The 18,281-nt window shown below is 59.8% G+C and carries 16 protein-coding genes; 5 read left to right on the top strand and 11 right to left on the bottom strand.

What is annotated here, in order from left to right:
- Positions 1-54: 54 nt before the first annotated feature.
- The 5 genes from HW556_RS12655 to HW556_RS12635 form a co-directional block, all read right to left on the bottom strand.
- The gene (locus HW556_RS12655) at positions 55-2,835 is read right to left on the bottom strand and encodes a sensor histidine kinase (RefSeq protein ID WP_176900413.1); all 2,781 of its coding nucleotides are present in this window, start codon (positions 2,833-2,835) and stop codon (positions 55-57) included.
- Between the two features lie 194 nt (positions 2,836-3,029).
- On the bottom strand, positions 3,030-3,254 hold the full coding sequence (locus tag HW556_RS12650) for a hypothetical protein (protein WP_176900412.1): 225 nt from the start codon (positions 3,252-3,254) through the stop codon (positions 3,030-3,032).
- Between the two features lie 185 nt (positions 3,255-3,439).
- Complete coding sequence (locus HW556_RS12645; protein WP_176900411.1) at positions 3,440-4,939, bottom strand: MFS transporter; 1,500 nt, start codon at positions 4,937-4,939, stop codon at positions 3,440-3,442.
- 194 nt (positions 4,940-5,133) lie between these two features.
- Positions 5,134-6,735: a hypothetical protein gene (locus HW556_RS12640; protein ID WP_246289638.1), complete on the bottom strand. Its 1,602-nt coding sequence runs from the start codon at positions 6,733-6,735 to the stop codon at positions 5,134-5,136.
- A gap of 140 nt (positions 6,736-6,875) precedes the next feature.
- The gene (locus HW556_RS12635) at positions 6,876-7,298 is read right to left on the bottom strand and encodes an IS1/IS1595 family N-terminal zinc-binding domain-containing protein (RefSeq protein ID WP_116939988.1); all 423 of its coding nucleotides are present in this window, start codon (positions 7,296-7,298) and stop codon (positions 6,876-6,878) included.
- Positions 7,299-7,394: 96 nt separating this feature from the next.
- Between HW556_RS12635 and HW556_RS12630 the strand changes: the two genes are divergently transcribed.
- Entirely contained in the window at positions 7,395-7,817 is a 423-nt protein-coding gene (locus tag HW556_RS12630; RefSeq protein WP_176900410.1) for a hypothetical protein, read from the top strand.
- A 160-nt stretch (positions 7,818-7,977) separates the two neighbouring features.
- Here HW556_RS12630 and HW556_RS12625 read toward each other — a convergent pair whose 3' ends face one another.
- Positions 7,978-8,889, bottom strand: a complete 912-nt coding sequence (locus tag HW556_RS12625) for a M28 family peptidase (protein ID WP_246289637.1) — start codon at positions 8,887-8,889, stop codon at positions 7,978-7,980.
- An 84-nt stretch (positions 8,890-8,973) separates the two neighbouring features.
- On the opposite strand from HW556_RS12625, the gene HW556_RS12620 reads away from it, so the two are divergent.
- Both HW556_RS12620 and HW556_RS12615 read left to right on the top strand, forming a co-directional pair.
- A complete protein-coding gene (locus tag HW556_RS12620) occupies positions 8,974-9,897 on the top strand; it encodes a flavin reductase family protein (RefSeq protein ID WP_176900408.1) in 924 nt (307 codons plus the stop codon).
- 155 nt (positions 9,898-10,052) lie between these two features.
- The gene (locus tag HW556_RS12615; protein WP_176900407.1) at positions 10,053-10,457 is read left to right on the top strand and encodes a sugar 3,4-ketoisomerase; all 405 of its coding nucleotides are present in this window, start codon (positions 10,053-10,055) and stop codon (positions 10,455-10,457) included.
- A gap of 41 nt (positions 10,458-10,498) precedes the next feature.
- Here the strand turns inward: HW556_RS12615 and HW556_RS12610 are convergent, their stop codons facing one another.
- The 3 genes from HW556_RS12610 to tsaE all read right to left on the bottom strand — a co-directional run bounded on the left by HW556_RS12610 (position 10,499) and on the right by tsaE (position 12,910).
- Complete coding sequence (locus HW556_RS12610; RefSeq protein ID WP_176900406.1) at positions 10,499-11,035, bottom strand: hypothetical protein; 537 nt, start codon at positions 11,033-11,035, stop codon at positions 10,499-10,501.
- A gap of 104 nt (positions 11,036-11,139) precedes the next feature.
- Positions 11,140-12,375: an alanine dehydrogenase gene (locus HW556_RS12605; RefSeq protein WP_176900405.1), complete on the bottom strand. Its 1,236-nt coding sequence runs from the start codon at positions 12,373-12,375 to the stop codon at positions 11,140-11,142.
- Positions 12,376-12,484: 109 nt separating this feature from the next.
- On the bottom strand, positions 12,485-12,910 hold the full coding sequence (tsaE, locus tag HW556_RS12600; RefSeq protein ID WP_176900404.1) for a tRNA (adenosine(37)-N6)-threonylcarbamoyltransferase complex ATPase subunit type 1 TsaE: 426 nt from the start codon (positions 12,908-12,910) through the stop codon (positions 12,485-12,487).
- Between the two features lie 220 nt (positions 12,911-13,130).
- Between tsaE and HW556_RS12595 the strand changes: the two genes are divergently transcribed.
- On the top strand, positions 13,131-14,387 hold the full coding sequence (locus tag HW556_RS12595; protein WP_176900403.1) for a pyridoxal phosphate-dependent aminotransferase: 1,257 nt from the start codon (positions 13,131-13,133) through the stop codon (positions 14,385-14,387).
- A 63-nt stretch (positions 14,388-14,450) separates the two neighbouring features.
- On the opposite strand, the gene HW556_RS12590 is transcribed toward HW556_RS12595, so the two are convergent.
- Positions 14,451-15,002 carry a hypothetical protein gene (locus tag HW556_RS12590; RefSeq protein ID WP_176900402.1) on the bottom strand — a complete coding sequence of 184 codons (552 nt, stop codon included), beginning with the start codon at positions 15,000-15,002 and terminating at the stop codon, positions 14,451-14,453.
- Between the two features lie 25 nt (positions 15,003-15,027).
- The gene (gene porX / locus HW556_RS12585; RefSeq protein ID WP_176900401.1) at positions 15,028-16,590 is read right to left on the bottom strand and encodes a T9SS response regulator signal transducer PorX; all 1,563 of its coding nucleotides are present in this window, start codon (positions 16,588-16,590) and stop codon (positions 15,028-15,030) included.
- A gap of 342 nt (positions 16,591-16,932) precedes the next feature.
- Here porX and HW556_RS12580 point away from each other — a divergent pair, with 342 nt between their 5' ends.
- Positions 16,933-18,162 carry an HD domain-containing protein gene (locus tag HW556_RS12580; protein ID WP_176900400.1) on the top strand — a complete coding sequence of 410 codons (1,230 nt, stop codon included), beginning with the start codon at positions 16,933-16,935 and terminating at the stop codon, positions 18,160-18,162.
- Positions 18,163-18,281: the final 119 nt, after the last annotated feature.

The following is an 18,281-nucleotide window of genomic DNA, read 5'->3' as shown; positions in this document are numbered from 1 at the left end:
ATTTATCGGGGCGGAGGTATCGGGATGGGCTGGTTGAGGAAGGTGTTTCACATGCTACTGGTTGCTTTCAACTGCAGTAAGCGGTAGCTCCAGCGAAAACCGGGCACCCTGGTCGGTTTCGCTTTCCACCCAGATGCGGCCGGCGTGCAGCTCCACTATTTTTTTGGTGATGGCTAGGCCCAGCCCCGTGCCTTCGGGCTTGCGGGTGGTTTGGTTCTGGGCCTGGTAAAACTTGTCGAACAGCAGGTGGTGGAACTCGGGCGCAATGCCCTTGCCATTGTCCTGCACCCACAGCAGCAGGCCACCGGCGGTAGTTTGCACGCCCACGGCAATGCGCCCCGTCCCATCGGCCCGGCACGACTTGATGGCGTTGCTCAACAGGTTTACCAGCACCTGCATCAGCCGGTCCCGGTCGCCGGGCAGCGCGGGCAGGCCGGGCGGCACGGCCAGGTCCAGCTGAATGTGCTTGGCGCGCAGCGGTGGCCCCACGGCCTCCAGAGCGTCGGTGATGATGTCGGCCACATCGAGGGGCGCTTTGTCGAGGCGCGCCGTGCCCGACTCGTACTTCTCCAGATCGAGCACCAGCGCAATCAGGCGGCTCAGGCGCTCGGCCTCGCGGGTAATGGTGTGCAGAAAGCGGTGGCGTTCCTCCTCCTCCAGATCGGGGTTGTCGCTCAGGATTTCCGATAGCGCCCGAATGCTGGTCAGGGGCGTGCGCAGCTCGTGGGTAACGGTGTAGAGGAACTCGTCCTTATGCTGGTCGAGCTCCCTAAGCTGGTCGTAGGCCTGCTGGAGCTGGCTGGTGAGGGCCTGCAGCTGCCGCTGCTGCTTCTGGAGCTGGCGGTTGGCTTCGAGCAGCTGCTGGCTTTCTTTCAGAATAACCACCACATTATCAAAGGTAATTTCCTCGACTCCTCCTACCGAGGAGCGTAGCAGCAGCCGGGCCGAAGCCGGCCCAATGGCCCCGGCCAGCAGCTTCTCGGCGTAGGCCAGCAGCCGCGGGTCGGCGGGCACAGCTGGGCCCGAGGCATTGTCAGGCTGGGCCGGGTGGCCGGGAAAGTGTTCCTTAAAAGCGCCGAGGGCCTGCGTCGTGCGCTTTTTTCCCAGAAAGCCCGTCAGCAGCGCCCGCACGTCGGGCAGCGTGGCGGCGCTGTGCCAGCCAGCCGGGCCGGTTTCAAAGCCCGGTTCTTGGCGGAACACGTGCACGAACAGCTCGGCCTGCCGCTGCTCCAGCGCCGAAGGGGCGCGCCCCAGCAACGACACGCCCACATACAGCCCCACATTAAAAAACCAGCTCCAGAAAAGCCCGTGCGAAAGTGGATCGAGGCCCGTGAGGCCCAGCAGCGCCCCCGGCCGCAGCCAGCCCAGGCCCAACGGCCCTTCCAGTAGCAGGGTATCATTCAGCAGGCCTGCCTCTACGGCGGTAGGCAGCACCAGCGTGTAGAGCCACAGCAGCAGCCCGGCCAGCAAGCCCGCCGTGGCCCCGGCCCGGGTGCCGCCCTGCCAGTACAGGCCGCCTAGCACCACGGGCGCAAACTGCGCCACCGCAGCAAACGAAACAAGGCCGATGTTTACCAGCGGCAGCAGATGCCCTACGGCGGCGTAGTAGGCGAAGGCCAGCAGCAGCACCAGTACCACGGCCAGCCGGCGGCTGTGCAGGGCCAGCTGGCCAAGGCGGGCAAACCAGCGCGGCCCCTGCTCCCGCCCCACCGGCCCGCGCACTAGCAGCGGCATGAGCAGGTGGTGGCTGATCATCACGCTCAGGGCAATGGTTTCCACCACAATCATGCTGCTGGCCGCCGAAAGGCCACCCAGGTAAATGAACAGCGCCAGCCAGGGCCGGCCCGCCTGCAGCGGCAGCGCCAGCACATACATATCGGCATCGAGGAGGCCGGCGCCATCGAGCAGGCGGCCCCCGAAAGCCAGCGGCAGCACCATCAGGTTGATGATGATGAGGTAGAGTGGAAACAGCCACATGGCCTTGCGCAGGTGGTCTTCGTTCACGTTTTCCACCACGCTCACCTGAAACTGCCGGGGCAGCAGCAGGATAGCCGACATACTCAGCAGCAGCAGCGTCAGCCACTGCCCGGGCGTGGTGCCGGCTCCTTCCAGCGTAAACAGGCGGCGCAGATCGGGCACGGCCGCGGCCCGCTCGAACACATCGGCAAAGCCGTTGAACAGCCCGTAGGTAACAAACAGGCCGGCCACCAGAAAGGCCACCAGCTTCATCAGGCTTTCGACGGCCACGGCCAGCACCATGCCCTCGTGCCGCTCGGTGGCCTCAACGGAGCGGACCCCAAACACAATGGTGAAGAAAGCCAGCGCCACGGTGGTGTAAAACGCCGACGTTACGGCCGCCGCATTCTCAACGGGTAGCCCCAACGCATTTGGCCCGTGGGTGAGCATCTCAAACGAGGCCGCAATGGCCTTGATCTGAAGCGAAATGTAGGGCACCACGCCCAGCACGCAGCCCACGGTAGCCAGCGCGCCCAGGCTGGCGCTTTTGCCGTAGCGGGCCGAGATGAAGTCGGCAATGGAGGTAAGGCGCTGGGCGCGGCAGATGCGGATGATTTTGCGCAGCACCAGCCAGGCCAACGGCGCCATGAGCGTGGGGCCGAGGTAGATGCCCACGAACTCCAGCCCGAAATGCGCGGCCCGGCCTACCGAGCCGTAATACGTCCAGGCGGTGCAGTAAACGGCCATGCTCAGGGCATACACGTAGGGGTTGCTCACCCAGCTGCGCCGCGCCGCCACCCGCCGCTCGGCCGCATACGCCAACCCGAACAGCAGCCCGAGGTAACCAAACGAAAAACCGATTACCAGCAGCGGGGACATGCTTTCTGAGTTAAGAATCTGACAGTTTGAGTCGCTGAAGCTGTTTACAAAGTCAAAAGAACTTCATGCTTCATCTGGCGTCCGCTTGCCGAAGCATCTCTACCGCTTTGTTGCGGTAGTAATCCAACGAAGCGGTAGAGGTACTTCGGACACTGGCTCTAAGCGCCACATGCTCAGCATGACATTCTGCTTTTTCAATTCTTAATTCCCTTCACCAACCAGCCCGTGAGAGCAACCAGAGCGGCCCAAACCAGCAGCACGTAGAGGTAAAGCACCGGGATGCCGGCCACGCGGGCATCGAGGCTGAAGGCGCCCAGCAGCGGGAAGTTGAGCAGCACCCCGAACAGTAGCGCCAGAAACAGCAGCCGCTGCCCGCGCCGTGGCTCAGGCCGCTGTTCGGAGGGTTGGGGGTTCAGCATGGCGTGGCAGGAAGGTGGCGCTTTCAAGTACGCGCATAAATGGATAGTATGCTGCTGGACAGAGCAAAGCTGAAGTAGCGCCGCGTGCCAGCACCGTTACCCCTCTCACTGCCTACCAGCCTGCTGGGCGAGCAAAATCCGCCGAACCAACGGCCCGGCGGATTTGCGGTGGCCGCGCGGCCCGGCTAGGCGGCTGCCTCGCCCGGCTCGTTATCCATGAGCTTGACGTTGCGCACGTCTTTCATGTAGATGGAGCCGATAATGAAGCAGATTAAGGCAATGGCTACCGGGTAAACCAAACCAGCGTAGCTGCTCCACATCTTCAGAAACGTGCCGTCGGGTTTGCCGGCGGCCCACAGCGTGAGGGCCGTGGCAATAAGGGGCACAAAGCCGCCGAAAATACCGTTGCCGATGTGGTACGGGAACGAGAGGCTGGTGTAGCGCACCTTGGTCGGGAACAGCTCGACGAGGTAGGCGGCAATCGGCCCGTAGGCCATTGTTACGAAGAGAACCAAGCAGAAAACCAGGGCCGTCATCGGTATCAGCTGCGGGTTCAGGGCCTTCATGACGGCGGGTACGGCCTTGCCGGTAGCGTCGACAGTGGCAGCCACCGTTTCGGTGAGCGGGCCGGCAAAGGCCTTCATGCCGTAGAAAATCGGGATGGTGAACAGAGCCCCGCAGAGCAGGCCCATCATGATGATTTTCTTGCGGCCAATGCGGTCGGAAAGGCCGCCGAAGTACACGAAAAACGGCGTGGCCAGAATCAGGGCGGCGCACAGTACCAGGGCCGCGTCAATAATATCGAGCTTGAGCGTATTCTGCATGAACGAGTAGGCGTAGAACTGCCCCGTGTACCACACCACGCCCTGGCCCATTGTGGCACCAAACAGCGAGATAAGCACCAGCCGGCGGTTCACGGGGTTCACGAACGACTCGCGCAACGGGTTCTTAGAAGTAGTGCCTTCGGCTTTGGCCTTGGCAAACAGCGGCGACTCGTGCAGCTTGAGCCGGATGTAGTACGAAGCAATTACCAGCGCGCCCGACAGCAGGAATGGAATGCGCCAGCCCCACTCCTTGAAGGCGGCTTCGCCCATGAGGTTGCGGGTAGCAATGATGACGATTATGCTGATGAGCAGGCCCACCGTGGCCGTCGTCTGAATAAACGACGTGTAGTAGCCGCGCTTTTTGTCGGGCGAGTGCTCGGCCACGTAGGTAGTGGCGCCGCCGTACTCGCCGCCCAGTGCCAGGCCCTGCAGCAGGCGCAGCAGCGTTACGATAATGGGCGCGGCCACCCCGATTTTGTCGTAGCTCGGAATCAGGCCCGTGGCAAACGTGGCCCCGCCCATGAGCAGCAGCGTGAGCAGAAACGTGTACTTACGCCCGATCATGTCGCCGATGCGCCCGAACACGAGCGCCCCAAACGGGCGCACCACAAACCCGGCCCCAAACACGGCCAGCGTCCCCAGAATAGTGTCTTCTATTTTACCAGTGGTACCGAACAGCACCGGCCCGATAATGGCAGCCAGCGAGCCAAAAATGTAGAAGTCGTACCATTCAATCACCGTTCCCACCGAGGAAGCGGTAATCACCTGCCAGATTTTGCTGCTCGAAACCTGGTTGTTGTCGTGCTCCGGGGACGCATCGAGGGTTGCCACCGAGCCGCCCCGGTTTACGTTCTGTTCCATAAGAGTAGGGAATTGGAGATGAAATGGGGAGGCGGTGAACTGCCATTGCGAGCAGCGCGAAACAATCTGTTCGGGCAGAGCACGAAGCAGGAGCAACAAAGAAGTGCTCGTAGGTCTATAAGATGTGGATTGGTCTAGCTTCGCGTTCTGCCCGAACAGATTGTTTCGCGCTGCTCACAACGACTTCTCGGGGCCTACAAAAACACCTGCGTCTGCAGCGTAATTTCGGAGCGGTACTTAACGTTATTCACATCGGTGAAATCGGGCCGGGGGCGGTAGTTGAGCGTGAACTTGGCGTTGTGGCCGTCGATGTAGAAGTTTGAGCCAATGTCGAAAATGTTCACATTCTTGATATCGCCGCCGGTGGTGCGCAGCCCTTCGTAGCGGGCGAGCAGGTGTGAGGCATAAGGCTGCATGCGCAATTTGGGACCTAGCAGGGTTTTGGGCAACAGGTAGCCGGCCTCCACAAAGCCAATGTGGCCCGTACCCGAGTGCGGCACGGCGTTGCCACGGCGGGCGTCGGTGCCGTAGCCCGGATTCGAAAGCCCGATGAAACGGGTGTGGTTCGGACCCATGTCGTAATTGTAGTACACCGCGTAAGCAGTGAAGGCCGTCCCGGTCTCCTTGTTGATGGGGGTATCAAAGAAGGCATCCAGCGACCACAGACCGATGTCGTGCAGCCGCGTGCCATTGTTAGGGTTACTATAGGAGCCAATCCCGCCGCCCAGCGCGGCGTCGATGGCGGTAGCGTTTAGGGTGCTGCCTCCAGGGCGGGACACCATGCCGTCCCGGTTGTAGAAGAAGCCGCCGCCTAGGTTAAACACCCGTTTGGTACCTAGGTACGTACCCACGTTAAAGGGAATCAGGTTGGATTCCTGGTCCAGAAACTCCCAACTCACGTAGCCCTGGTAGATTTTTTTGGTGCCCTGCGGGTTGTATTGGGCCGTATTGGTGCCTGTGTTCACCCGTGCGGCACCCGTCCCCGTTGTCTGGCCCAGGCCCACCGGGGTGCTGAACCCACCAGTCTGATTGGTCAGGAATGGCTCGTTCACGCTGAATGCATAGTCGAGCTTGCTCACGCGGCCCTTGGCGTACACCCCGATGCCCCGCGCAAACTGGTCGATGGCTTCAATGACGGGCCAGTTGGTGATGGGCGCGTCCATTGTCAGGAAGTTGAGCGTACTCGCCCGGGTCATGCGCGAAAGACCGTTCTGGTAGTGCATGCCCGCGCCCACGTTCATGTACTTGTTCACTTTGTATTCCACCACGGCTTCGTGAATGAAAAGCTGGGGCTTCTTACCGTCCACGGCGGGATTTACCCCCCCGCTCACAGCCGTTTGGTTGTTGATGCCAAAGTGGGTGTACACCAGAAACCGCGGGTTCAGCTGCGACAGGATAATAAAGCGGGAACGGCGTAGCACGAAATCCACTTGGCTATCCTGCGGCTTGCCGGGCGCGCGTAGGGTACCACTATTATTTTCGGAATAGCGCGACCACACTTGGTGCCAGCTTATGAAGCGCAGGTACTTGGAACCGTCGGCAGAAATATTCACCTTCATCCCGGCACCGTAGGGTACGCTTTCAGTGGGCGTGGGGGTAGCTGCACTGCCCACGGACGGCGACACTGGGGCCGAAGGCGTGGGCGCAGCCGACGGCACTGGATTGGTGCTGGATGGGGGCGTGGGGGCGGGCGCAGGAGCGGGCTGGTTGCCGGCGGGCGGCGGCTGCACCTGGGCCGAGGCGGCAGTGGCCAGCAGCAAGGCGCTAAAGGCCAGTGGATAGCAAGTTTTACGCATATAGGGTGGGGAGAAATGGGACGGATCTAGGGCAACCCCGCAAGCCTCAGCCACAACGGCCGCGCTCCGGTATCCCTAAATAGAAAATCTCCGCCCGCAAATCCACGCGCTGGCTATACTTCTGCTAAACCCCTATAGCTTCAGGCCTGCCGGAACCGCTCCCACTTAATCAGCATGTACTTATCGCCCAGCTCGGTTATCATCATACCCGAGCCTTTGACATTGTCGGGGTTCTGAAAAAACTCAGCCAGCTCTTTCTGATTGAGGATTTTATACGTGGGATGGTAGTCGGTTTGCCGTGGGGCCTTCACCCCATACTTCTTCACCCAGTTCATCACACTCACGTGGCTTACGCCCAGCAGCCGCTCAATCTCGCGGTAGCTCACGCCCTCCACATACAGCTGCAGGGCCTTGATAACGTAGTACGGGTTGGTTTCCTTGCCGGCTTTGGCCACCGAGTAGTGGTAGCCGCAGTTCCGGCACTTATACCGCTGCCTACCGCCCACAATACCACTTTTGGTGGCTTCCATCGATTCGCACTTGGGGCAGCGGAGCTGAGACATAAACCACGGATGAAGAACGATTTGCTTAAAGCTATAGCTATTTAGTAAAGATATAGCAGTTGAGCAACTATTTGCTTTTGTCGTTATATTTCTTCCATGAAAAAGATGCGCGGCTTCGACCGCAAGATGCGGCTTACAGCGCGGGACTGCGCGCTGCTGCCTGATGTATCTGCAGCGCACCTCCAGCGCTACCACTATGATTACGCCAAGCTCGGGCTCGGGCCGTTGCACCGGTTTCGGCATGCCCGCGACCCGCTGCCGCAAGTGGTCCGGCAGTTGGGCGTTACCTATTTGCTGAAAACGCTTCAGTACTGGCAGCGGCAGCTTGCGCCCCTCAGCGAGCCGGTTTACGCCGCCGTTTGGCTCGCCGACCCCGACTTTGCTTATCTGTCCCAGGTTGTAGTCGGCATCCAAAACCGCATCGAGTGGTACGAGAACTCCTTTGGCGACGCAGTGCCAACTGGGCCACCCCTGCCCCCGGAGTACCGGGCGCTGTCCGGTGCCGACCAGCTTGCCTAGACCACCCACCGCCAGCATAAGTGGCTCGACGCCGAGGACTTCCCCCACGGCTGGCCCGCCCGGCTCCTGCGCGGCGCACACCGGGTGCATACGCTGGAAGAAGGGCGGAGCTTTTTGGTAGTGCCGTATGGCTGGGTGTGGGTGGGACGCTCGGCCAGCGCTATCTAGCTGCCACCACGGCCAGCAGCGCATTCACAGCCAGCGCCAAGCGGTGCATATCCAGCCGGGCCAGCGTGTCGGTAGGCTGGTGGTAGCTTTTGTTACGGTAGAAGGCGGTATCAGTGAGCAGCACCGCCGAGTAGCCGAAGTGCCAGTAGTTGAGGTGGTCGGAGAAGTCGATGCCGGGCAGCCACGCGGGGGCTTTAAAGCGCTTCACGGGCAGTGCGGCGGCCGTTTTGTAGCGCCGCGCGAACATCCGACCAAAGCGGCCATTCCCGAATTTTTGGGCCACAGTTACGTAGTTGCCCCGGCTGCCATACACCCATTTCAGCGGGCCGAAAGGATAGTGCTGGCTGCCCTTCCGGTCGTCGTAGTAGCCCAGCATTTCCAGGGCTACCATACCGCGCACTGGCACGCCGGCCTCGTGCAGCGACTTGGCATGCACGTAGCTGCCCATCTGCGGAGTCCGGAAAAAAGGTGGCTCTTCCAGCGTGTAGGCCACCAGATCGATACGGTAGGGCAGCGCCGGCTGCTGGCCCAGCAGCCGCGCCAGCTCCAGTAGCGCCGCCACGCCAGTGCCGTTGTCGTCGGCGCCCGGCTGCTCGCCACACACATCATAGTGCGCCCCAATTATAAGCCGTGCGCCGGTTTCGGGGCCGAAGCTGGCCAGCACGTTGTGGTAGGTCTGGCCCTGCACCTCGTAGGCTTGAGCAGTGGGCCGCCCCCCGGCAGCAGCCAACTCGGCGGTAATGTAGTCGGCGGCTTGGTTGAGACTAGCTAGGTGCTGGTAATTACGGGGCTGGGTAGTGGTGGTGAGGGCCACGAGGTGGCGGCGCAGCCGGGCCGTATCGGCCGGAGTTTGGGCCAGGGCCGGCACGGTAAGTAGCAGGAGCAGAATCAGGCGTAGCAACATAGCAGGATTAGGTAAGCTGGGTGACATAAGGAACAGAACCTGGCGGCCGGGCGGAAATTACGCGACTATTCCGACCTTCGCCCCATGTCCTTCCGCACCATCGACCCTGCCCAACTCACGCCCGCCGAGCTGCACCCCTTCATGGTGGGTGCCATTGCCCCGCGTCCCGTGGCCTTCGCCAGCACCATTGCGGCCGACGGCAGCGTGAACCTGAGCCCCTACAGCTTCTTCAACTGCTTCGGCTCCAACCCGCCCATCCTGGTGTTTTCGCCCGCCAACCGGGTGCGCGACAACTCCCAAAAACACACGCTGCAAAACGTGCGTGAGGTACCCGAAGTCGTCATCCACATCTGCGACTACGCTATGGTCGAGCAGATGTCGCTATCCAGCACCGAGTATGGCAAAGGGGTTAATGAGTTCGTAAAGGCCGGTTTTACGGAGCTGCCCAGCCAGAAAGTACGGCCACCCCGCGTGGCCGAGGCACCAGCCGCCTTCGAGTGCGTGGTGGAGCAGGTAATTGAGCTGGGCCAGAACAACGGAGCCGGCAACCTCATCATCTGCCGGGTGGTGATGGCCCATTTCCGCGAAGACATCGTACTGCCTTCCGGTTCGGGCATCAACCCGTTCAAGCTCGATGCCATTGCCCGCCTCGGCGGCGACTGGTACTGCCGCGCCTCGGGCAGCAGCCTGTTCGAAGTACCCAAGCCCAACCGCAACCTGGGCATCGGCATCGACCAGCTCCCGGAGTTCATCCGCAACTCTGAGGTGCTCACCGGCAATAATCTGGGCCGCCTGGCCAATATCGAGGTTCAATCCATCCCGACTTCCGACGAGGTAGCCGCCTTCCGCCACGAGCCCCTGGTAAGCTACACCCTCAGCCAGCACCCCACCGACTCCGCCCGCCAGCGCCACGAACTGGTGCTACTGGGCCAGAAGCTACTGGAGGAAGGCCGTCTGCTCGATGCCTGGAAAACCCTGCTGCTGGCCGGGTTAGTGGTTAGTGGTTAGTGGTTAGTGGTTAGTGGAAGAACGTCATTCAGAGCGCAGCGAAGAATCTCGCTCCCGCGCTGAACTACTGTAGGCTACCGTTGCTATTCGTTTCTTTGTGCATTGCCCGGCGCCGGTTGCCCGAACCGGCACCGCTCCTCCCCCGTCTGCTCCTCATGCCGCTTCCGCACCTGCTCGATTTTCCTGCCACTGGCTCTGCTGAACTAGGCCACCTGATTATCGCGGAGGGCGGACAGCTGCCATTCACGGTGCAGCGCGTGTACTGGACGGCTGGCGTGCCCACCACCAAAGTGGCTGGAAATCACGCACACCACGAGCTGGAACAGCTGATTGTGGCTGTCCACGGCACCATCGAACTGCTGGTAGAAACACCCGACCGCCAGCGCCACTCCTTCCGCCTCGACCAGCCCACGCAGGGCCTGTACGTGCCGCCGCTGTGCTGGCGCGAAATCCGTTTCGGCCCCGGGGCCGTGCTCATGTGCCTGGCTTCCCAGCAGTACGATGAGGCCGACTACATCCGCAACTACGATGACTTTGCCCGGCTGGTGAGCGAGAAATAAGTCAGCCGAGCAATGCCCGCGCAAATGGCCGCCGCCCGCTACTAGCGTACGGCCTGGATCCGCTCCTGGCGGCTGCCCAGCGGCAACAGCCGGAAGTACTTGGTCTTCAGCTTGCGCGTGAGGTAGGGCGGTAGTGGCTCGCCCTGCTGATAGGCGGCTACCACCTGCTGGTATTGTCGCGGCCCAAATCGGGCGTTGAGGAATACCCCATAGCCCGTCATCAGCGTTCCAACCACCAAATCTTGGTTAGCGCTCTGCTCCAAGTCGTCGTAGTAGGCTTCATGTTCCTGGCGCTTGGCTTCACTGGTGGTGGCTACTGCCGTCTTCTTTACCACACCAGTGGCTGCAATGGCTATACCACCTTCCAACCAACTCCGCACAGCCTTGGAGCGCCTGATAAACAAGTGTTGCAAGGCTCGCAATGTATCGGTATGGTCGTAGCGCAGGGTGCTGAGGCTGGGTAGTGTAACCGGCACGGCAACTGTATCGGCGCCTAGTGGCAACGACTGCCCCCATGCTTTTGGTCCCATAGCCACGCCCAACAGCAGACCGGCAAAAACAATAGGGAGCTTAGACATAATCGGATAGCTAAGTTTTTCTCAAGAGCCTGAATCAACTTCAGCAGTTGCAGCCGGCTCCGAAATCCGCGCAGTCCGTCGAAACCTGCGCTAATCCGTGGCCGTTAGTTGCGCACGGCAATCATCAGCGCCAGCTCCTTGTAGCGCATATTAAAGCGGCGGGCGATGCTGGCGTTGGTGAGCGAGCCTTTGTAGGCGTACACGCCCGAGCGGAAATGCTCGTTGGTGAACAGCACCTCGTTCACGCCGCCGTGCTGGCTGATTTCCTGCAGGATAGGCGTAAAAATATTGCTCAGCGCGTTGGTAGCCGTGCGCGGCACCCGCGAGGCAATGTTGGGCACGCAGTAGTGAATGACGTCGTACTTGCGGAAAACGGGCTTGGCGTGGCTGGTTATTTCGCTGGTGGCAAAGCAGCCGCCCTGGTCAATACTTACGTCAATCAGCACCGAGCCGGGCGACATCTGCGAAATGGCCTCCTCTGAAACGATGAACGGAATGCGGCCTTCCTCGGGGTTCAGGGCCCCGATGACTACATCGGCGCGGCGCATTTGCTGGCTGAGGGCGAACGTATCGAGGGTGCTGGTATAGAGCTGGGGCTGGCCCAGGTTCTGCTTGAGGCGGCGCAGCTTGTAGAGGTGGTTGTCGAACACCTTTACCTCGGCCCCCAGCCCAATGGCGGCCCGCGCCGAGTACTCGGCCACCGTGCCGGCCCCCAGAATAACGACCTGTGAGGGCGGCACGCCGGTAATTCCGCCCAGAATGATGCCCTTGCCCTCATCACCGCCCCGGGCCGCCAGGTACTCGGCGGCCACCAGCATCACTGTCGAGCCCGCAATTTCCGACATGGCCCGCACCACCGGCCGCGCCCCACTCGGGTCCTTAATCAGCTCAAAGCTGATGGCGTTGATTTTCTTGCGTAGCAGGGCCGTAATGTAATCGGCCGTGAGCGTGCCAAACTGCAGGGCCGAAATCAGCGTCTGGCCGGCGCGCAGGTACTCCATCTCGTCGTAGGTGGCGGGGGCCACTTTCAGGATAATATCGGCCTCGAACACCTCCTTTTGCGAGTAGGCAATGGTGGCACCGGCCTCGGAGTAGGCGTGGTCGGAGTAGCGGCTGGGCTCACCGGCCCCGCTTTCGAGCAGAATTTCGTGGCCGCCTTCTACTAAGTGCTTCACGGCCTCGGGCGTGAGGCAGATGCGGTTTTCCTGCAGGGAAGTCTCGCGGGGCAGCCCGATAAATAGTTTCCGCTTGCGCGTTTCCACGGCCAGCATCGATTCCTGGGTGAAGTAGGCGCGGCTGGCGGCCAGCGACTCGAAGCCGGAGGGTACTGCTTGGGGCATGTTGATTTAATTAGTAATCACGAATTAATAATTAAGAATGACGGCCTTACCAGTTATGTACCCTCTTCGCACTTGATGATGTGCGCCATGGCAACAGCCGGGTAATTGTTCATTCGTAAGTACTAATTACTAATTCCCTCGATGAGGGTCCGGTGACGGTAAGCGTGAGCGTAAGGCGGTGGTCGGGCAGCAGGGGCGCCACGCGGCCAGGCCACTCAACCAAGCAAAGATAACCAGAATCGAAGTACTCCGAAGCGCCAATTCCCTCAGCTTCGGCAGGCTCATCGAGGCGGTAAAAATCGAAGTGGTACACGGGCACGTCGGCAGCCGTGCGGTACTCATTCACGAGCGCGAAAGTGGGACTACTGACTTTATCGACCACGCCCAGCTCACGGCACAGGGCCTTGATAAAGGTGGTTTTGCCGGCGCCCATCTCGCCCTCAAAACAGAGGATGGTGTGGCCCCCGAGGGCAGCCCGCACCTGAGCGGCGGCGGCAGGCAGATCGGCGAGGCTGGGGATACTAATCGTGCGCATGGTGGCAAAGGTACACTGCCCGGCCGGGGGGCCAAAATCGTAGCGGTTGTGTACTTTTAGGCAGTACTGAGTAATTGCTAAACTGTCATTCTGAGGGGAGCGAGGAATCTCTCAGGCTACAGTAATTTCCAATGACAAGGTTACTATTGCCCGCGAGATTCTTCGCTCCGCTCAGAATGACAGCCTATTCACCTTCCTTTCCCTTAATCCTCCCACAACCATGCACGTTTCGCAAATGGCCGCGGGCCTGATTGGCTCCGAAATCATCAAAATCGGCAACGAGGTAAACGATATGATTCGCCGGGGCGAGCAAATCTGCAACCTCACCATCGGCGACTTTGACCCGGCCGAATACCCGATTCCAACTGAGCTGAAAACCGGAATCATGGCAGCGTACGAGGCCGGGCAGACCAACTACCCGCCCGCCAACGGCATGGCCGGCCTGCGCGAGGCGGCCGCGGCCTTCACCGCCAGCCGGCTGGGCCTGGAGTACGCCGCTTCCGATTTTCTGGTGGCCGGCGGCTCGCGGCCGCTCATCTACGCCACTTACCTGGCCCTGATTGATGCCGGCGACCGGGTGGTGTTTCCGGTGCCAAGCTGGAACAACAACCACTACTGCCACCTCTCGGGCGCTAAGGCGGTTATGGTGGAAACCCGGGCCGAAAACAACTTCATGCCCACCGCCGCCGAGCTGAAACCGCACTTGGCCGGCGCTACCATGCTGGCCCTGTGCTCCCCGCTCAACCCCACCGGAACCGTGTTCAGCCGCGCCGATCTGGAAGCCATCTGCGACCTGGTGCTGGCCGAAAACCAGCGCCGCGGCCCCGACGAAAAGCCGCTCTATCTACTCTACGACCAGATTTATTGGCTCCTCACCTTCGGCGCCACCGAGCACTACGACCCGGTTAGCCTGCGCCCCGCCCTGCGCGACTACACCATTTACATCGACGGCATCTCGAAGTGCTTAGCCGCTACCGGCGTGCGGGTGGGCTACGCTTTCGGGCCCAGCAAGGTCATCGACAAGATGAAGGCCATTCTGGGCCATGTAGGTGCCTGGGCTCCCAAGGCCGAACAGGTAGCCGTGGGCCAGTACCTGCCCCAAACGGAAGCCGTGGATGCGTACATGACCGACTTTAAGCAGAAAATACAGCGTAGCCTCAACCTGCTGCATGAAGGCCTGCAAACGATGAAAGCCGCCGGCCTGCCCGTCGATTCGCTGGTGCCGATGGGCGCCATCTACCTCACGGCTAGGCTCGACGTGCTGGGCCGCACCACGCCCGCCGGCCAGCGCCTCGACAACACCCAGCAACTAACCTCTTACCTTATCAGCGAGGCGAAGCTGGCGCTGGTGCCCTTCAGCGCCTTCGGAAACGACGGTACCGCACCGTGGTTCCGCATGTCGGTGGGCGGGGCTTCGGCCGAATCTATTGCGGCGGCGCTGCCCCGGCTGCGGGCGGCTTTGGAGGCGTTGCGGTAAGCAAAAGGCGTTGTGTTTAAGACTTAAAAGAAAAGGGCCGCCATAACTGGCGGCCCTTTTCTTTTAAGCTTCTCCATTTATGGAAAAATCTGACCAAGTACCTGTCGTCAGATTAACCTTGATACGGAAATAACAGTTACCGCCGTCACTTACCCGTAGTAGCTTAGTTTTCCAGCTAACCGAGGGGCCAGAGCAAAATGCATTTACTCTCACTTCCTTTTGTTGAGTTGCAGTAGTGCTAGCAATAAGCTGTAGCCGATAATCGTCTAAATTAATCATGGACCGCCCATACTCTGCATGACTAGTATTATATTCATTTACAGCCACTTGCACAATGGCATAAATGGAGTCGACTTCTACTTCAGAAATAACCGCTGGTTGCAATTCACTATCAATTGCGGCAACCGGTAAAACTGCAAATTCTCGTCCAGGCCCTTTGCTTTCAAAGGGTGGAGGAACTTGCTGAGTTCTTCCGTCACTCGAATCAACGTTTGCACTACGTGATTGGGGGTTTTCTCCGCAAGCAGTAACCAAACATACCACTGCTAGTAAAGCTGCTCGTATCATATGGCTGTAATAATTAAAAACCAATGGCCACTCTTCGAGAGCGGCCACCGATTTACCTAACACTTCAGTACCCCTACCCTTTCGGGCTCAGCGTAACGTACGGGATGATGCACTCCTCCAAGGAGATGCCGCCGTGCTGGAACGTGTCCTTGTAGTAGTTCACGTAGTAGTTGTAGTTGTTGGGGTAGGCGAAGAAGAAGTCGCCGACCGTGAACACGTAGGCGGTGCTCACATTCTCGCGGGGCAGGAAGATGTTGTCGGGCTTACGCACCGTGTACACATCCTTGCTATCGTCGAAGCCCAGGTTTTTGCCGTGCTTGTAGCGCAGGTTGGTGTTGGTATTCCGGTCGCCCACAATTTTGTAAGGGCGCTTCACCCGAATCGTGCCGTGGTCGGTGGTGATGATGACCTTGCCCTTGCGCTCGGCAATCTGCTGGAACATCTCATACAGCGGCGAGTGCAGGAACCACGATTTGGTCAGGCTCCGGTACGCCGATTCATCGGCCGCCAGCTCCCGAATCATGGCCATGTCGGTGCGAGCGTGGCTGAGCATGTCCACGAAGTTGTAGACGATGACGTTGAGCTTGTAGTTGTTGTGCAGGTTGGCCATTTTGCCCAGCAAATCCTTACCGGCCTGCAGGTTAGTTACCTTGTGGTAGCTGAACTTATGCTTCTGGTTGGCCTTTTGGAACATGATTTCCAGGAACTCCGCCTCGTGCAGGTTCTTGCCCTCATCGTCGTCGTCCCACACCCACAGGTTGGGGTATTTCTTCTGGATTTCACCCGGCATCATGCCCGAGAAAATGGCATTGCGGGCGTAAGCCGTGGTGGTGGGCAGAATGCTGTAGTAAGTTTCCTCCTGATCAACGGTGAACATCTCCGCGATAATCGGCTCCAGCACCTTCCACTGGTCGTAGCGCAGGTTGTCGATGAGCATGAAGTAAACAGGCGTGTCGCCGGTTTCCTTAAGCAGCGGAAACACCCGCTCCTTGAACAGCTGGTGCGACATGAGCGGCGCATCGGCATCGCCGTGCAGCCAGTCCTCGTAGTTCTCCTGAATGAAGCGGCCGAAGTAGGTGTTGGCCTCATCCTTCTGCATGTTGAAGACCTCGGCCATGCTCTTGCCCTCGGTTTCGTTTATTTCCAACTCCCAATATACCAGCTTCTTGTACACGTCAGCCCATTCGGTGGGGCTGAGCCGGTCGCCGAACTGCATGCCCAGCTGGCGGAAGTCGCGCTGGTAGCCCGAGTTGGTTTTCTCGCTCACGAGGCGCTTGTTATCGAGCACCTTTTTCACGGCCAGCAGAATCTGGTTCGGGTTGACGGGCTTGATGAGGTAGTCGGCAATTTTGCTGCCGATGGCCTCTTCCATAATGTGCTCCTCCTCGCTCTTGGTTATCATGATAACCGGCACGGTGGGGCGCAGGGCCTTGATTTCGGTGAGGGTTTCGAGACCCGTCAGGCCGGGCATGTTCTCGTCGAGGAAGACGATGTCGTAGGTTTTTTCCTGGATTTCCTCCACCGCGTCGGTACCGGAATTAACGGCGGTTACGTCGTAGCCTTTTTCTTTCAGAAAGAGGATGTGCGGCTTAAGCAGGTCGATTTCGTCATCGGCCCAGAGGATACTGTATTGCATATGGCGGGTTGAGAGTTACACAAGAAAGCCCGGACCGCTGTCCGGCGCGAAGAAAACTACCTTGACCAAAAAGCTGAGCCGGCCGGGTAGTTCAAAGATGTCGGGCTGCCGGCAAAAGTTGCGGCGGCGGTTTCATAAGTAGCTTTACTCCCAATCCTTGCCTTTAGGTTGTTATATTTTTTCTGCGCTGACGCTATTTCAGATCAACTCAGCCGTAAAGAAACCAAAAATCAACGGCTTGAGTCTTCGTAGCTATACAATCGAGCCCGCCAGTGTGTTTTGCATCCCCTGCTTTAAGCCCCGCAAAACCACCTGAAAACCCGCCGCTTCCCCGAGTTTCCGATGAATAAAAAGAAGATTTTCAACGACCCTGTCTACGGCTTCGTCACCATCCCGACAGAGCTGCTCTTCGACCTGATTGAGCACACATACTTCCAGCGGCTGCGCCGGATTCAGCAGCTGGGCCTGACGATGTTCGTGTATCCGGGGGCGCTGCACACCCGCTTTCACCACGCGCTGGGCGCCATGCACCTCATGTCGCTGGCGCTGCGCACGCTCAAAGACAAAGGCGTAAAAATTTCGGCCGCCGAGGGCGAAGCGGCCATGGCGGCCATTCTGCTCCACGACATCGGCCACGGCCCCCTATCCCACGCGCTGGAGCGCAGCATTTTTTACGATGTGCACCACGAGGCCGTAAGCCTGCACATTATGCGCAAGCTGAACGCCGAGTTCAATGGGGCGCTGGAGCTGGCAATTACCATCTTCCAGGGCACCTACGAGCGGCCCTTTTTTCACCAGCTCGTTAGCAGCCAGCTCGATATGGACCGGCTCGACTACCTCAACCGCGACTCCTTTTATACCGGTGTGCAGGAAGGCCGCCCGGGCGCCGACCGCCTCATTAAAATGCTGACCGTGGTAGACGAGCGGCTGGTACTGGAGGAGAAGGCCGTGTACAGCATCGAGAACTTTCTGGTGAGCCGGCGGCTGATGTACTGGCAGGTGTACCTGCACAAAACCGTGACCAGCGCCGAGCAGATGGTGATTCGCATCATGCAGCGGGCCCGCGACCTGGCACGCGGCGGCACCGAAGTACCCGCCTCGCCTAATCTGCAGTTCTTCCTGACTCGCAACGTTACGCAGGAGCAGTTTGAAACCGACGACACCATCCTGCGCCGCTTCGCCCGCCTCGACGATACCGACGTGTGGGGCGCCGTGAAGCTCTGGGCCGACCACCCCGACACGGTGTTGCGCTACCTGGCCCAAAGCCTGCTCGACCGGCACTTGTTCAAAATCACGCTCCAGACCGACCCCTTCGACGAAGAATTCCAGCTCGGCATTGTGGAGCTCATTGCCGCCCGCTTCGAGCTGCCATCTGCCGAAGCTGCGCAACTGATGATTGCCGGCCGCATCAGCAACAACGCCTACGACGCCGACGGCCACGACTCCATCGACGTGCTTACCAAGCGCGGCGAAGTGGTTAACGCCGCCGAGGCCTCCGACCTACCCAACATCAAGGCCTTGAGCCAGCGCGTGGAAAAGCACTATATCTGCTACCCCAAGGAGATTCTGTGATTGAAGGTTAGTGATCAACCAAAACTGTGGAGGGCGCTGTAGGGGTGGGGCTTGTCTCCGCCCGCCGTTGAACGATTATCGTTGAACAAAACCATTGTAGCAGCACGAACGGCGGTGGG

Origin of the sequence: Hymenobacter terrestris, from assembly GCF_013377905.1 — a bacterium.
Lineage (GTDB): Bacteria > Bacteroidota > Bacteroidia > Cytophagales > Hymenobacteraceae > Hymenobacter > Hymenobacter terrestris.
Note: the sequence above shows the minus strand (reverse complement) of the source record. Positions and strands in the feature narration are given on the sequence as shown.

Coding starts and splice junctions, on each gene's coding strand:
- HW556_RS12605 (WP_176900405.1), bottom strand. CDS start 12,375: ATGCCCCAAGCAGTACCCTCCGGCTTCGAGTCGCTGGCCGCCAGCCGC.
- tsaE (WP_176900404.1), bottom strand. CDS start 12,910: ATGCGCACGATTAGTATCCCCAGCCTCGCCGATCTGCCTGCCGCCGCC.
- HW556_RS12640 (WP_246289638.1), bottom strand. CDS start 6,735: ATGCGTAAAACTTGCTATCCACTGGCCTTTAGCGCCTTGCTGCTGGCC.
- HW556_RS12580 (WP_176900400.1), top strand. CDS start 16,933: ATGAATAAAAAGAAGATTTTCAACGACCCTGTCTACGGCTTCGTCACC.
- HW556_RS12650 (WP_176900412.1), bottom strand. CDS start 3,254: ATGCTGAACCCCCAACCCTCCGAACAGCGGCCTGAGCCACGGCGCGGG.
- HW556_RS12620 (WP_176900408.1), top strand. CDS start 8,974: ATGTCCTTCCGCACCATCGACCCTGCCCAACTCACGCCCGCCGAGCTG.
- HW556_RS12645 (WP_176900411.1), bottom strand. CDS start 4,939: ATGGAACAGAACGTAAACCGGGGCGGCTCGGTGGCAACCCTCGATGCG.
- HW556_RS12615 (WP_176900407.1), top strand. CDS start 10,053: ATGCCGCTTCCGCACCTGCTCGATTTTCCTGCCACTGGCTCTGCTGAA.
- HW556_RS12635 (WP_116939988.1), bottom strand. CDS start 7,298: ATGTCTCAGCTCCGCTGCCCCAAGTGCGAATCGATGGAAGCCACCAAA.
- HW556_RS12625 (WP_246289637.1), bottom strand. CDS start 8,889: ATGTTGCTACGCCTGATTCTGCTCCTGCTACTTACCGTGCCGGCCCTG.
- HW556_RS12630 (WP_176900410.1), top strand. CDS start 7,395: ATGAAAAAGATGCGCGGCTTCGACCGCAAGATGCGGCTTACAGCGCGG.
- HW556_RS12610 (WP_176900406.1), bottom strand. CDS start 11,035: ATGTCTAAGCTCCCTATTGTTTTTGCCGGTCTGCTGTTGGGCGTGGCT.
- porX (WP_176900401.1), bottom strand. CDS start 16,590: ATGCAATACAGTATCCTCTGGGCCGATGACGAAATCGACCTGCTTAAG.
- HW556_RS12595 (WP_176900403.1), top strand. CDS start 13,131: ATGCACGTTTCGCAAATGGCCGCGGGCCTGATTGGCTCCGAAATCATC.
- HW556_RS12655 (WP_176900413.1), bottom strand. CDS start 2,835: ATGTCCCCGCTGCTGGTAATCGGTTTTTCGTTTGGTTACCTCGGGCTG.